This window comes from Streptomyces sp. NPDC059169 (assembly GCF_042755225.1).
GTDB lineage: Bacteria > Actinomycetota > Actinomycetes > Streptomycetales > Streptomycetaceae > Streptomyces.
Genome location: NZ_JBHZCF010000004.1, coordinates 416091 through 430486, shown reverse-complemented (window position 1 = coordinate 430486; position 14396 = coordinate 416091). Strand labels below are relative to the sequence as shown.

The window sequence follows — 14396 nt, the reverse complement described above, 5'->3', positions numbered from 1 at the left end:
GGCGGCTGCAGGGCACCTGCTGCCGTCCCGATCGGTCCCGGGGGCGGGACGCCCGGCCGGCAAGCCCCCACGGAGCGCACTCGGGCCGCACACGGGTCCGGGCCCCGCCGACGGGAGCAGTCGCGCAGGACTCACCGGTCTTCCCCTGGCCGGCCGGATGCTAGTCGGCCTGGGGGGACAACAGGAGGGAACGGATGCGTCGCGCCGTGGCCCCGTCACGCGCGGCGGTGAAGGGCAGGGCGTTGCCCCCCGTGATGCGGAAGGGTTCTCCGGAGAGGGTGAGATGGGCTCCGCCCGCCTCGGTGACCAGCAGCAGGCCCGCCGCGTGGTCCCAGGCGTTCTCCCAGGAGAACGCGGTCCCGTCGAGCTCTCCGCGGGCCACCGCGAGGTACTCCAGGCCCGCGGATCCACAGGGGCGGGGGTGGATCCCGTCGGTGCGCAGCGAGAGGAGTGCCTCCTTCTGCGCGGGCGTGGTGAAGTCCGGGTGGGACGTGGCGACTTCGAGATCCGCACCGGGTGCGGGCGAGCCGGATCGTATCGGCGTGCCGTTCACCCGCGCGCCGTGACCCCGCACGGCGACGGCCATCTCGTCCAGCGCAGGGGCGTACGTCCAGGAGGCGAGCAGCTCCCCGTGCCGGGCGAGGGCGATCAGGGTACAGAAGCCCGGGTCGCCGTGGACGAACTGCCGGGTGCCGTCGACCGGGTCGACGATCCACACCGGGGCATCGCCCTGAAGCGCGTCGTACACCGCGGGGTCGGCGTGCACCGCCTCCTCGCCGACCACCACGGAGCCGGGCAGGAGCGTGGTGAGGGACGCCGTCAGATGCTCTTCGGCACTGCGGTCGGCAACCGTCACCAGGTCGTGCGGGCCGTTCTTCTCGACGATCTCGTGGGCGGCGAGCTGACGGAAGCGCGGCATGATCTCCACGGCGGCCGCCTTGCGGACGGCTTCCTCGACCTGGGCGAGGGACGCCGACTCCCACGGGTCACCCGTCGTCCCGGACAGAAACTCTTCGGTCATGCGTCCAGCAAAGCACGCCCCACTGACATCGCGGCCGCCGCCCGGTGACGCGTTGCTGGACGCCCAGCTTCCGCTTGGTGGACGTCCGATGGCCGCACGGTGTCCGGTCAGCGGCCCGCGGCGTAACCCCGTACACCGCGGGCGTTCGCGGCGGAGGACGGGACCGTTGCCTCCGGGTCCCGCCCGACCGGCCACGACCGGCCCGCCCGCCACGCCTCCCCGGTCGAGTAGCGAGGGCCGCATCGCCGCAGTTCCACGGTCACCACCGGGTCGGTGCGCGCCTCCACGGTGACGGCGGCCAGGTGCATCCGACGGGGCCGGAAGGAGCCGGGAAACCCGTCGTCGTGCCGGTTCGACGCGCGATCGCACCCCGGCGGTCGAGCCCGTCAGCACCGGCAGCACCAGGTGGCGGCCGGCCATTCGGGGGACCCGACGCGTGCCGCCGCGGTCGCGCCGGTCCTGCGGCGGGTCCGTCCGGCGCGCCCACCGGTGCCGGGCTTGCCCCGCATTCCGGTCGCACCGCCCGGACTTCCGGCCGCACCGCCTGCGCTTCCGGGTACCCACCTGGCGATCGGGCGGCCCCGGACGCGGCGGTCAGGCCGCGCCGCGGGCCAGGAGCAGCAGCGCGTCCGTGAGGTCCTCCGCCGGTGATCCCGTGGCCAACCGGCGCAGCTGCAGGCCGGTGACGAGGGCGACCGTGGTCGCGGCCAGGCGCTCGGCGTCGCGCACCCCGAGCGCCGTGAGGATCTGGACGGCGAGCCGGTCGTACGCCGTGAAGCACTCGGAGGCCGCCTCGCGCAGCCGCTCGTCCCGGCCCGCCTGGATGTACAGCTCGAAGGGGGCGATGCGCTCGCTGTCGAACGCCATCCCGCCCGCGACCTCGCCCGCCAGGACGGCCGCTCCGTCCACGTCGAACCCGTCGGCCCGGCACTCCTCCGCCAGCTCGGTGAAGCGTCGGGTCTCCTCGCGCACGAAGTACAGCAGGGACTCGCGCAGCAGCTCGTGCTGGCTCGTGAAGTGGTAGGTCACCGAACCCAGCGAGACGCCGGCCTCCTTCGCGATCCGCCGGTTGGTGACGGCCGCGATGCCGTCCTGGCCGATGATGCGCAGGACGGCGCCGATGATGCGCTGCCGCGTCGACGGAGCAGGTATGGCCGGCGCGGAGGACTCGCTTGACATGTGCGTCATTGTTCCACCGGCGCGCCTCCGACGATCACGGGGCCGGGGTGGCGCTCGTACCAGCGGCGCTCGGCCTCCAGCTGGGCGGCGAGCGAGATCAATCGTTCCTCCCCGCCGGCCGGGCCGAGCAGCTGGGCGCCGACGGGCAGCCCGTCTCCGGTGAACCCGGCGGGGACGCTCACCCCGGGCCAGCCCAGGACGTTCCACGGCCAGGCGTAGGGACAGGCGGCGGCCATGGTGGCGTTGGTGCGCCAGGCGCTGAGGCCGTCGAAGGTGCCGACCGTCGGTGGAGGCGCTGCGGTGGTGGGGGTGAGGACGACGTCATAGGTGTCGAACAGGGCTCCGACGCGGGCGTGCTGGCGGGCTTCCCGGGCGCGTGCGGCACGCACGATCCTGCCGCCGAGCAGCCTTCCGTTGCGCAGGGCCGTCCGGGTGCGGGGGTCGAGCAGCGAGGGCTCCGGGTGGAGGGCGGCGAGCTCGGCGATCCCGGCGGTTCCCCGGGGGACGAATCCGAGGCCGATCAGTCCGTAGCGCGGCCGTGCCTCCTCGACGTGGTGGCCGAGGCGGGCCAGGGCTTCGGCGATCTCGGTGACGGCGCGGCGCACGTCGGGATGGGGCCTGGTCCCGGTGAGGGTGAGCGGCGGGCGCCAGGCCAGGGCGATCCGCAGGACGCCGGGGTCACGGCGCGCGGCGGCCGAGGCGTCGATGGCGTCCGGCCGGTGCAGGTCCTCGGGATGGGGTCCCTGGACGACGTCGAGCAGCAGCGCCGCGTCGGCCACGGTACGAGCCAGCGGACCGTTGACGGTGAGGCCCTGGAAGGCATCCGTGTGCGGGTGGACGGACACCCGGTCGCGCTGCGGCTTGATGCCGACCAGATGGGTCCAGGCCGCGGGGATCCGGATGGAACCGGCGCCGTCCGAACCGAGGGCGGCGGGTACGATCCCGGCGGCGACGGCGGCCGCGGAGCCGCCCGAGGAGCCGCCCGGCGTGTGGTCCGTGGACCAGGGGTTCCGGGTGGCGCCGAAGGCGGGGCCTTCGGTGAACGCCCACTGGCCCAGCTCGCACGAGTTGGTCTTGCCGACGATCACGGCACCCGCGAGGCGAAGCCGGCGCACCACCTCGCCGTCGGCGGGGGCGGGCGCGAGATCGCCCTGGCAGCCGAAGTGCGTCGGCAGCCCGGCCACGTTCGTGTCGTCCTTCACCGCCACGGGCACGCCCAGCAGGGGCAGCTGCTCCCCCGACGCGAGACGCAGGTCGGCTTCGGCGGCCTCGGCGAGTGCCTGTTCGGCGCGTACGTGCCGGAACGCGTTGAGGGTGGGTTGGCTCGCCTCGATGCGCTCCAGGGACGTCCGGACGAGCTCCGCGGACGTGACCCGGCCGGCTCTGAGTGCGGCCGCCTGGTCGACGAGTCCCGCGAATTCCCCTGTGGACATGACCACCCTCGCTCCCTATTGTTCGTTCGAACGAACAGAACTGGAGGGTAACCAGATGCGCATCACCGGATCAACCGTTCTGCTTACCGGTGTCACGGGTGGCATAGGCGCCGCGCTGGCCGCCGAACTCGCCGACCGGGGCGCCCGGTTGATTTTGACGGGCCGCCGCGCGGACGCCCTCGACCCCCTCGTCTCGGCCTACGGCGCCCGGGGGATCGTCGCCGACCTCGCCGACGCGGACGACGTCGAGCGGCTCGCCCGCGAGGCTGTCGGCACGGAGATCCTGATCGCCAATGCGGCCCTGCCCTCCAGCGGCGCGCTCCTCGACTACACGCCCGAACAGATGGACCGCGCCCTCGCCGTGAACCTCCGGGCCCCGGCGATGCTCGCTCGGCTGCTCGCCCCGGCGATGGTCGAGGCGGGACGGGGCCACCTGGCCTTCGTCGGCTCGATCTCCGGCAAGACGGCGACCAAGTATTCGGCGCTGTACAACGCGACCAAGTTCGGACTGCGCGGCTTCGCCCTCGGCCTGCGCCAGGACCTGCACGAACACGGGGTCGGCGTGTCGGTCGTGCAGCCCGGTTTCGTACGGGAAGCGGGCATGTTCGCGGCCACGGGGGCCGAGCCCCCGGCAGGGCTGCGCACGGTCTCACCGCGGCAGGTGGTCGAGGGCGTCGTCCGGGCGGTGGAGCAGAACCGGGCCGAAGTCAACGTCGCACCGCCCGAGATGAAGGTGCTCAGTGCGATCGGCGGTCAGTTCCCCGGCTTCGCGGAGCGCGTCCAGCGCCGCTCGGGGGCGGCCGACCGCACCCTGGGCAAGGTCGTCGAAGCCCAGCGCAGAAGCCGCTGACCCGTCCGGCGGACGGGCCCGGCCGGACGGCTTCGGGGGCGCCGGCCGGGGTCCCGCCCGGCCCGCTTGCACGTCACGGGGCCCCGCCGGGCCTGGCGCCTGGCCGGGGTTCAGTGCTCCTTCTCGCGGGACGGCAGCATCAGCAGGGCGTAGAGCAGCATCGACGCCGCGAGTCCCACGGCCCAGCCGTAGTTCGCGAGGGGCTTCAGCACCGGGATCAGCCCGTTCTCGGGGAAGGGGCCCTTCCCGGGTTCGGAGTGCGAGCCGCCCACGGCCAGCACCCCACCCACCACGAAGGCGAGGACCGCTCGCCAGTTCCAGCCGGCCGCGTACCAGTACTGGCCGCCGGGCCGGTAGAGGTCCGCCAGTCGGAGGCGGGTGCGGCGGATGATCCAGTAGTCGGCGATGAGGATGCCCGCGACGGTGCCGAGCAGCCCGCCCACCAGACCCAGCCAGGTGAAGATGTACAGCTGGGGGGTCGCGGTGAGGTGCCACGGCATGATGAGGACGCCGACGACGGCCGTGATCACCGCACCCCTGCGGAAGTTGATGTGCTTGGGCGCGAGATTCGCGAGGTCGTAGGCGGGCGAGACCACGTTCGCCGCGATGTTCACGGAGATCGTCGCGACCAGCACGGTGATCAGGGCGTACAGGAGACCGAACACGCTGTCGGCCTTGCCCGCGAGCTCGACCGGGTCCCAGATCGGCGCGCCGTACACCGCCTGGGATCCGGAGGTGACGAACACCGACAGCAGGGCGAACAGGGTCATGGTCGTCGGCAGGCCCAGCGTCTGGCCCCAGACCTGGGCCCGCTGACCGGCACCGAACCGGGTGAAGTCCGGGATGTTCAGCGACAGGGTCGACCAGAAGGCGATCATCCCCATGAGGGAGGGGAAGAAGACGGCCCAGAAGTCGGGGCCCCAGCCGAGCGCGGAGGGCTGGTCGAGGAGCGGGCCGAAACCGCCCGCCTTGGCCGCGATCCATCCCAGCAGCACGAACGCACCCACGATGACGAACGGCGCCGCCCAGTTCTCGAACCGCCGCAGGGTCTCCATCCCGCGGTAGATGATGGCCAGTTCGAGTGCCCAGAACAGGATGAAGCAGACCCACAGGGTCCACGGCTGGCCCGCCACCTCCGCGGCCTTCGCCCAGCCGCCGAAGATGTTGCCGAGCAGGATGAAGACGCCCTGGCCGCCGATCCAGGTCTGGATGCCGAACCAGGCGCACGCGACCGCGGCACGGGTGAGCGCCGGGAGGTTCGCACCGCGCAAGCCGAACGAGGCGCGGGCGAGCACCGGGAACGGGATGCCGTACTTGGGCCCGGCGTGCCCGGTGAGCAGCATCGGCGCCAACACGATCACGTTCGCGAGGGCGATCGTGAAGACGGACTGCTTCCAGTCCATGCCGAGCGCCACGAGCCCGGAGGCCAGCAACCAGGAGGGGATGTTGTGGGCCATCCCGACCCACAGCGCACAGAAGTTGTACGTCGTCCAGCGGCGCCGGGCGACCGGGACGGGCAGCAGGTCGCCGTTCACGAAGCGGCTGCTGCCTTCGGGAAGCACGCCGGGGGCGAGTTCCACCCGGCCCTCGGCATCGGTCACCTGGTCGGAGGATTGCGGAGACGGGGGAACGGTCGCGGTCATGGCTGCTGGACCCTTCGGCGGTAGGGGGCCGGTTCAGCGGTGGGGCTCGGTCAGCCGCTGAGTTCGGGGATGATCTCGGCGCCGTACGCGTCGATCGTCTCCTCCCTCGCGTCGTGCATGTTGTAGACGGCGAACTGGTCGACGCCGAGGTCGCGCAGTGCCGTCAGCTTCTCGATGTGCGCGGACGCCGGGCCCAGCAGGCAGAACCGGTCGACGATCTCGTCGGGCACGAAGTCCGTGGACGGGTTCCCCGCCCGGCCGTGGTGGCTGTAGTCGTAACCGTGCCGTTCCTTGATGTACGCGGTGAGGGCCTCCGGCACCATGTCCGAGTGTTCGCCGTAGCGCGCGACCAGGTCGGCGACGTGGTTGCCGACCATGCCGCCGAACCAGCGGCACTGCTCGCGGGCATGGGCCACGTCGTCGCCGACGTAGGCGGGGGCCGCGACGCAGATGGTGATCGCGTCCGGATCGCGCCCCGCCTCGACGGCGGCGGTCCGCACGGCCTTGACCATCCATTCGGTCAGGAACGGGTCGGCGAGTTGGAGGATGAAGCCGTCTGCCTTCCGGCCGGCGAGGGCGAGCGCTTTCGGGCCGTACGCCGCCATCCACACCGGCAGCCGACCCTCACGGATCCACGGGATCCGCAGGGGTTGGCCGTCGACGACGGCCTCCCGCCCCTCGGCGAGGTCCCTGATGACGTCCATCGCCTCGCCCAACCGGGCCAGGGTGTTGGGTTTGCGGCCGGCCACCCGCATCGCGGAGTCGCCCCGCCCGATGCCGCACACGGTGCGGTTGCCGTACATGTCGTTGAGGGTGGCGAAGGTGGAGGCGGTGACCTCCCAGGTCCGGGTCCCCGGGTTGGTGACCATCGGACCCACGTGCATCCGCTCCGTGTGTTCCAGGATCTGGCTGTAGATCACGAACGGTTCCTGCCAGAGGACCGCCGAGTCGAAGGTCCAGCCGTAGCGGAATCCGTTGCGTTCCGCGCGCCGCATCAAGCCGACCACCGCCGACGCGGGCGGGTCGGTCTGCAGGACGAGTCCGAAGTCCACCGGGTCCTCCTAGTTCAAGTACTGGCACGTGGAGCGCGGGGTGAAGACCCCGTGGCCGGCTCTGCCGGTGAACTCCCGCTGGTCGATGACGACTTCGCCCCGGGAGAGCACGGTGTCGACCCGTCCCGTGATCCGTTTGCCCTCGTAGGCCGAATAGTCGACGTTCATGTGGTGGGTCCGGGCCGACAGCACCTGCTCGGCGTGCGGGTCGTACACGACGACGTCCGCGTCGGCGCCCGGCGCGATGGTGCCCTTCTTCGGGTAGAGGCCGAACATCCTGGCGGGTGCGGCACAGGCGATCTCGATCCAGCGGCGGCGCGAGATGTGCCCGTCGATCACCGCTTGGTGCAGCAGGTCCATCCGGTTCTCCACCCCGGGGAGCCCGTTGGGGATCTTGGAGAAGTCGCCCCGGCCCAGCTCCTTCTGGCCGCTGAAGCAGAACGGGCAGTGGTCGGTCGAGACGACCTGGAGGTCGTTGGTCCGCAGTCCCCGCCACAGTGCGGCCTGGTGTTCCCTGGGCCTGAGCGGGGTGCTGCAGACGTACTTCGCCCCTTCGAAGTCCGGCTCGGCGAGATTCTCGGTGGAGAGGAACAGGTACTGGGGACAGGTCTCCCCGAAGACCGGCAGTCCCTTCCCGCGCGCCTCGGCGATCTCGTCGACGGCTTCCTCGGCCGAGACGTGGACGACGTACAGGGGCGCTCCGGCGACCCGCGCGAGCTGGATGGCGCGGTGCGTGGCCTCGGCCTCCAGCAGCACCTTGCGGACCTCGCCGTGGTAGCGGGGGTCGGTCTCGCCGCGTGCCAGGGCCTGTTCGACGAGCACGTCGATCGCGATGCCGTTCTCGGCGTGCATCATGATGAGCCCGCCGTTGGCGGTGCCGCGCTGCATGGCCCGCAGGACCTGTCCGTCGTCGCTGTAGAAGACGCCGGGATAGGCCATGAAGAGCTTGAAGGAGGTGACGCCCTCCTCGACGAGTTGGTCCATCTCCTTCAGCGAGGCTTCGTTGACGTCGGAGAGGATCATGTGGAAGGCGTAGTCGACGGCGCAGTTGCCGTCGGCCTTCGTGTACCAGGCGTCGAGCCCTTCGCGGAGCGTGTGGCCCTTCGACTGCACGGCGAAGTCCACGATGGTGGTGGTGCCGCCCCAGGCGGCGGCACGGGTACCCGTCTCGAAGGTGTCGGAGGCGGACGTCCCACCGAACGGCAGCTCCATGTGGGTGTGCGCGTCCACGCCGCCAGGGAGGACGTACTTCCCGGTGGCGTCGATGGTGCGGTCGGCGGTCCACCCCCCGGCGACCGCGGAGCCATGCGCGGCCAGGGCGGCGATCCTGCCGTCCTCGATCAGTACGTCGGCGTGGGTCTCCTCGGCCGCGGTGACGACGAGTCCGCCGCGGATCAGGGTGCGGTTGCTCATGGTTTCCCCTTGCGTGGGATGGATCAGACGCTGCGCAGGGCCCGTTCGAGGATCGCTGCGCCTTCCTCCGCCTCCGCGACGGTGAGCGACAGCGGCGGCGCGATCCGCAGCACGCTGGTGTTGTGCCCACCGCCCTTGCCGATGAGCAGACCGCCCTCGCGGGCGGCCTCGAGGACGGTCGTGGCGGCCTCGGGGGACGCGTCGTCCGTACCGGGCCGGACCAGTTCGATGCCGATCATCAGTCCGCGACCTCGTACCTCGCGAACGGCGGGAACCGCGGCCGCGACGGCCCTCAGCCGCTCGATGAGGAGTCCGCCGACCCGGCGCGCGTTGCCCTGCAGATCGTGTTCCAGCAGGTACGAGAGGTTCGCCAGGCCCGCGGCCATGGTGACGGGCGAACCGCCGAAGGTGGAGATGGAGTTGGCGTCGAGGCAGTTCATGATGTCAGCACGGCCGACGACACCTCCGATGGACATGCCGTTGCCGATGCCCTTGGCGAAGGTGAGCAGGTCCGGGGGGCCGTTGTCAGCATGGGCCTGCCAGCCCCAGAAGTGGTCTCCCGTCCTGCCCCAACCGGTCTGTACCTCGTCGGCGATCCACAGGATGCCGTGCCGGTCCAGCACCTCGCGGAACGCGGCGTACAGCCCGTCCGGCGGCGAGGTGAAACCGCCGACACCCTGGACCGGTTCGGCGATCAGTGCGGCGACGTCGTGGGGGTGGCCCAGCAGGTCCTCCAGGTCCGCCACGCACGCCTCGGTGAACTGCGCGTCGGTGAACGACGCGAAGGGACCGCGGGTCCTGACTCCGCCGTGCACGTACAGCGTCTGCACCGGGGAGAGTCCGGTCGGGGACCAGGCCCGGTTCCCGGTGATGGAGACGGCCGAGAAGGAGCGACCGTGGTAGCTGTTGCGCATCGCCAGGATCTGGCCGGAGTTGCGGTGGGCGGTGGCCAGCAGCAGCGCCGTGTCGTTGGCCTCGGTGCCCGAGGTGGTGAAGAAGACGCGGGCGTCGGGGATGCCGGAGAGCGCGGCGACGCGCTCCGCCAACTCGACCATGGGACGGTTGAGGTACAGCGTCGAGGAGTGGATGATCCGCGCGGCCTGCTCGCTGACCGCCTTGGTGACCTCGGGCAGGGCGTGGGCCGTCATGGTGGTGAGGATGCCGCCGAAGAAGTCGAGGTAGCGGTTGCCGTCCGCGTCCCAGACGTGCCGTCCCTCGCCGTGGGTGATCTCGATGGGCTGCCGGTAGTAGAGGGCGACCCAGTCCGGGATCACGGCGCGGTGCCGGTCGTGGAGGTCCGGGCGGCCTTCGCGCGGAGGCAGCGGGCTCACGGCTGCACCAGCCCGTCGTAGGCGTCGGGCCTGCGATCTCGGTAGAACGCCCACTGCTGGCGGACCTGCTCGATCAGACCGAAGTCCAGGTCCCTGACGACGAGTTCTTCCCGCTTGTCGCTGGCGACGTCGCCGACGAACTGGCCTCGCGGGTCGACGAAGTAGCTGGTGCCGTAGAAGTCGTTGTCGCCGTACTCCTCCTGGCCGACCCGGTTGATGGCGGCGATGAAGTACTCGTTGGCGACGGCCGCGGCCGGCTGCTCCAACTGCCAGAGGTACGCGGAGAGACCACGCGAAGTGGCCGACGGGTTGTAGACCAACTGGGCTCCGTTGAGGCCGAGTTGCCGCCAACCCTCGGGGAAGTGCCGGTCGTAGCAGATGTAGACGCCGACCTTGCCGACGGCGGTGTCGAAAACCGGCCAACCGGCGTTGCCGGGCTTGAAGTAGTACTTCTCCCAGAAGCCCTTGACCTGGGGGATGTGGTGCTTGCGGTATTTGCCGAGGTAGGTGCCGTCGGCGTCGATCACAGCGGCGGTGTTGTAGTAGAAACCGGTCGTCTCGACCTCGAAGACGGGGACGACGACCACCATGCCGGTCTCCCGGGCCAGGTCGCGCATGCGCAGGACGGTGGGCCCGTCGGGGACCGGCTCCGCCCAGCGGTAGTGCTCCGGATCCTGCACCTGGCAGAAGTACGGCGCGTTGAAGACTTCCTGGAATCCGATGACCTTGGCGCCCTGTCGAGCCGCCTCACGGGCGTGCTCCTCGTGCTTGGCGATCATCGACTCGGTGTCGCCCGTCCATGTGGCCTGGACGAGGGCGGCACGTACGACATGTGTCATGAGCTGCTCCTTCGACAAGACGTCAGAGCCTCTACGCACGTAGATATTCTGCGTAGGAGGAGAAGGTAAGCCCCGTCACACACGGGGGCAAGACCATCGCCGTCAACCGGCAGTGTCGATCATGTTTCGCACTCAAGCGGTCGAGACACAGCGCGTAGCGTATGTTTTCAGCCGGAGATGAGTCGGGCGGCACGCAGGGCGAGCACCAGGTCCCTCTCGCGCCCGGCGGAGACGACACGGGCCGCGGACAGCAGTTGCGGAACGAGGCGGTGCGGGTCGGCGGTGGCGATCCGGGCGCTCTCCTCGGGCGGGTGCACCCGCACGAAAGCCTCGACCAGCACAGCCGCCTCGCGGGCGGCTCCGGCCTCGTGCAGCACGAGCACGGCGTCGGCGATCTCCTCGGCCGGGCGGGCAACGCCCTGACGCAGCAACTGCCCGCAGTCCGCTTCCCTGCCCGCCGCCGCAAGCGCCACCGCCGCGGCGGCCAACCGCCCGGGCGGCAGGGACGCGACCTCCCAGAGCAGGGTCGCCCAGTCGGCGTCGAGCGCGGCGCGGTGCAACTGGGCCGCGAGGACGGGAAGGCGTCCGGCAGGGCCCGCGGCCGCCTGGCACAGCAGCGCGTGCGCCTCACCGCTGCGACCCTCGCCCCTCAGCCGAACCAGCGCGGCGACGGTCCGCACGGCCTCGCGGCCGGCCTCGGCGTCCTCCGGAGCATCCGCGTCCCCCGCACGCGTCCCGGCGGGGTCCTTGCCGCCGCCCCCGGGGAACCTGGCCCCCCGCGGCTGGGCCTCGGCGACGGGGAGCACGGGACCCGGCGGCTCCGATGCGCCGACGGATTCCTCCGCGTCCTCGTCGAGCCATGCGTACCGAGCGCCGCGCGGTCGTCGCTTCCCGCCTCCGAGGCCCCGGCGTGACCGCGGGGTGCGCGTCGTCGGCGCCTCTTCCCGTTCCCGCCCGTCCACCCGGCGATCGGCGACGTCCGGACCACCACCGACAGGCCGGAACCACGAGTCCCGCGGCTCGGACTCCGGCGCCGCCCCCCGCTCCTCGACGGCTCCCTTCGCAGCGGCCGGCGGCTCCCCTCGGGCGTCCGGTGCCGCACGTCCACCGGGCCCGTCCTGCGGGCCGTCGACCCGCCGGCTTCCGCCGCCGGCGGGGTACGCCGTCACGCCGGGGCCCAGCGAGCCGAGACGGCCGGTCAGTTCGGCGCACCGCGCGGACGCGCGGGCGTAGTCGTCCTTCGCCCAGGACAGCTGATGGGCGAGACGCGCGTGCGTCGGGGCGTTCTCGGGCAGGGCTGCCAACTGCCGCACCAGTGCCTCACCGCGCTCCGCCGCACGCGCCTGCTCGCCGCGCAACACGCCCAAGCGCTCCCGGAGGGCGGCCCCACCGAGGCGGCGGTCGTGCGCGGCGGCCGCGGCGAAGTGCAGCGCCCGGGCCCGCGCGACCTCGTCACCGTCGGCGGCGAGGTCGTCCAGCAGGGACTCCACCACGTCCCACGGCGGCACCTCGAAGCCGTCGAGACACGCGCGCATCCCTTCCGGGTCACGCTGCGAGAAGACCCCGTACCAGCCGCCGCCCCGGTCGAGCCGTCCGGCCAGCCCCCTGAAGTACTCTGCGAACACCCCTGCTTCCGCCGGGAGTTGAGGTCCCACCATCGCCGCCCCGCCTCTGCCTTCCGTTGCAGGCATTCGACCCCAGGCGTGTTACGGGACGGCTACGCGGAGTTTTCGCCGATGGTGCCGATGGCTCAACGTGTCCGAACGGTGACGGCGATGCCCGTGTGCGGGCGGCTGCCGAGCCGAAACACGGCGGCAGGTCGGTCGACGAGCCAGAACTGCCAGGTGTACTTGCGGGCGAGGAGCTTCCTCACCTTCGCCAGTTCCGGCCCCTGAAGCAGCCGCGCGTCCCCGTCGGCGGACTCGGCACCGTCCGCCACCCGGCCCCGGACGTCGCACGGGGTCACGGTGACCTTCGGATCTCGGCGGAGCCGCTTGACCTTCCATGAGTCCGAGCGGGTCCAGACGAACAGTTCGTCTCCGTCGACGGCGAACCACACGGGTGTGGCCACGCCCGTCCCGTCCTTCCGGAACGTGGTGAGGCTGATGTACTTGGCACGGTCCAACTCTTGGAGGTCCACAGGCGCGAGACTACGCCCCGCCCCGGCCACCGGCATCCCTGGAACCCGCATCCCGCCCGCGTCCGCGGCGAAGAGACCGGCGCCTGCCGCGGCCCGGCCCCGACCGGTTCCCGGGTCGGGGCCGGGCGCGGGGTACGGAGGGGAAGCGAGGTGCCCGGCGATGCCGGCTGCGCCGGACACCGCCCCGACCCGGACGGCTCCCCCGGGGACCCGCCCCGGGCCCTCCCCGCGACGGGCGCCTCAGGGGAGGATGTCGTCGCAGGCGATGGGCAGGTGCCGGGGCCCGCGCAGGACGGCGTTCTGGCGGTACTCCGGGGGGTCCTCCAGGAGCCTCGGGTTGACCAGTCGGCGTGCGAGCTCGCTCAGCGCGACCTGTGCCTCGAGCCGGGCCAGGGGCGCGCCGAAGCAGCTGTGGATGCCGCTCCCGAAGCCCAGGTGCTGGATGTCCTTGCGGTCCGGGTCGAAGGTGTCCGGGTCGGCGAACCGCTGCGGATCGCGGTTGCCCGCGGCGACCACGAGCCAGAGCGAAGCGCCCTTGGGAATGGTGACGCCGCCGATGTCGATGTCCGCGAGCGTGGTGCGATTCGGCATCAGCTGCACCGGCGGCTCGTACCGCAGCAGTTCCTCCACGATGGGGACGGCCAACTCGGGTCGGTCCCGGAGCCGTTCGAGGACATTCGGGTGGCGGAGCAGAGTGAGCATCCCGTTGGTGATGAGGTTGACGGTCGTTTCGTGGCCGGCGATCAGCAACAGGGCGGCGGTGCTGAGCACCTCCATCGTCGTCATCGTGCCGTCGGCGCCCTGCCCGCGCGCCAGTTCCGACAGCATGTCGTTCCCGGGGTTCTTGCGGCGCTCCTCGACCAGGCCGGCCAGGTACATGCCGAGCTGGGTACGGGCCTCCTGCGTCAGGCGGTTCCGTTCCGTAGGGTCCTCCCCCGGCATGGGGTCGAGGCTCGCGGCGAGGGTGTCGGCCCAGGTGTGGAAGCGGGCCTCGTCCTCCCGGGGGACGCCCAGCAGCCGGCAGATCACGGTCACCGGGAACGGGTAGGAGAACTGATCGACCAGATCGATGCGCTCGGTGCTCCCGATGCCGTCGATGAGTCCTCCCACGATCGTGCGGAGCTCGCCCTGCATGTCGTGGATGCGGCGGGGGCTGTGCGGCGGCCCGAAGGAGCCGTTCGCCATCCGGCGCAGCCGGTCGTGCTCCGGCGGGTCCAACCGGATGAAGCTGGGTGGCAGGGCCGACTCCTCTTCCGCATCCGACACGTCGGGGCCGCCCTGCACCGTCATGTTGCGGGAGTCGGAGCTGACCCTCGGGTCGTGCAGCAGGCTCTGGATCTCGTGGTACGTGCTGACGACGAAGGCGCCGTCGCCCTCGTTGTGCACGGGCGCCTTGCGGAGCTCCGCGTACAGCGGATAGGGGTTCGGACGGCTCTTGTAGTCGATGATCTGCCGCAGGAGCGTGGGTTGGGTCATGACGAGTCCTCGTGGGTAG

General features: G+C 71.6%; 12 protein-coding genes. 1 reads left to right on the top strand and 11 read right to left on the bottom strand.

Annotated elements, in window-relative coordinates:
* Positions 1-160 precede the first annotated feature (160 nt).
* The 3 genes from ACFXOM_RS10450 to ACFXOM_RS10440 all read right to left on the bottom strand — a co-directional run bounded on the left by ACFXOM_RS10450 (position 161) and on the right by ACFXOM_RS10440 (position 3633).
* On the bottom strand, positions 161-1021 hold the full coding sequence (locus tag ACFXOM_RS10450) for an inositol monophosphatase family protein (protein WP_385037632.1): 861 nt from the start codon (positions 1019-1021) through the stop codon (positions 161-163).
* Positions 1022-1615: 594 nt separating this feature from the next.
* A complete protein-coding gene (locus ACFXOM_RS10445; protein ID WP_384934475.1) occupies positions 1616-2200 on the bottom strand; it encodes a TetR/AcrR family transcriptional regulator in 585 nt (194 codons plus the stop codon).
* A gap of 5 nt (positions 2201-2205) precedes the next feature.
* Positions 2206-3633, bottom strand: a complete 1428-nt coding sequence (locus ACFXOM_RS10440; RefSeq protein ID WP_384934472.1) for an amidase — start codon at positions 3631-3633, stop codon at positions 2206-2208.
* Positions 3634-3688: 55 nt separating this feature from the next.
* Between ACFXOM_RS10440 and ACFXOM_RS10435 the strand changes: the two genes are divergently transcribed.
* Entirely contained in the window at positions 3689-4483 is a 795-nt protein-coding gene (locus ACFXOM_RS10435; protein ID WP_384934543.1) for an SDR family NAD(P)-dependent oxidoreductase, read from the top strand.
* Between the two features lie 110 nt (positions 4484-4593).
* Here the strand turns inward: ACFXOM_RS10435 and ACFXOM_RS10430 are convergent, their stop codons facing one another.
* The 8 genes from ACFXOM_RS10430 to ACFXOM_RS10395 form a co-directional block, all read right to left on the bottom strand.
* Positions 4594-6126: an NCS1 family nucleobase:cation symporter-1 gene (locus tag ACFXOM_RS10430; protein WP_384934469.1), complete on the bottom strand. Its 1533-nt coding sequence runs from the start codon at positions 6124-6126 to the stop codon at positions 4594-4596.
* 50 nt (positions 6127-6176) lie between these two features.
* Complete coding sequence (locus ACFXOM_RS10425; RefSeq protein WP_384934466.1) at positions 6177-7178, bottom strand: TIGR03842 family LLM class F420-dependent oxidoreductase; 1002 nt, start codon at positions 7176-7178, stop codon at positions 6177-6179.
* Positions 7179-7187: 9 nt separating this feature from the next.
* Positions 7188-8591, bottom strand: a complete 1404-nt coding sequence (gene hydA, locus ACFXOM_RS10420) for a dihydropyrimidinase (protein ID WP_384934463.1) — start codon at positions 8589-8591, stop codon at positions 7188-7190.
* A gap of 23 nt (positions 8592-8614) precedes the next feature.
* On the bottom strand, positions 8615-9922 hold the full coding sequence (locus ACFXOM_RS10415; RefSeq protein WP_385037629.1) for an aspartate aminotransferase family protein: 1308 nt from the start codon (positions 9920-9922) through the stop codon (positions 8615-8617).
* Complete coding sequence (locus ACFXOM_RS10410) at positions 9919-10761, bottom strand: nitrilase-related carbon-nitrogen hydrolase (RefSeq protein WP_384934458.1); 843 nt, start codon at positions 10759-10761, stop codon at positions 9919-9921. The genes ACFXOM_RS10415 and ACFXOM_RS10410 overlap by 4 nt, the downstream gene beginning before the upstream one ends.
* A gap of 167 nt (positions 10762-10928) precedes the next feature.
* A complete protein-coding gene (locus ACFXOM_RS10405; RefSeq protein WP_385037626.1) occupies positions 10929-12386 on the bottom strand; it encodes a UL36 very large tegument protein in 1458 nt (485 codons plus the stop codon).
* A gap of 125 nt (positions 12387-12511) precedes the next feature.
* Positions 12512-12901, bottom strand: coding sequence for a PPOX class F420-dependent oxidoreductase (locus tag ACFXOM_RS10400; protein WP_384934452.1), 390 nt, complete (start codon positions 12899-12901; stop codon positions 12512-12514).
* 240 nt (positions 12902-13141) lie between these two features.
* Complete coding sequence (locus tag ACFXOM_RS10395; protein ID WP_384934451.1) at positions 13142-14377, bottom strand: cytochrome P450; 1236 nt, start codon at positions 14375-14377, stop codon at positions 13142-13144.
* Positions 14378-14396 lie beyond the last annotated feature (19 nt).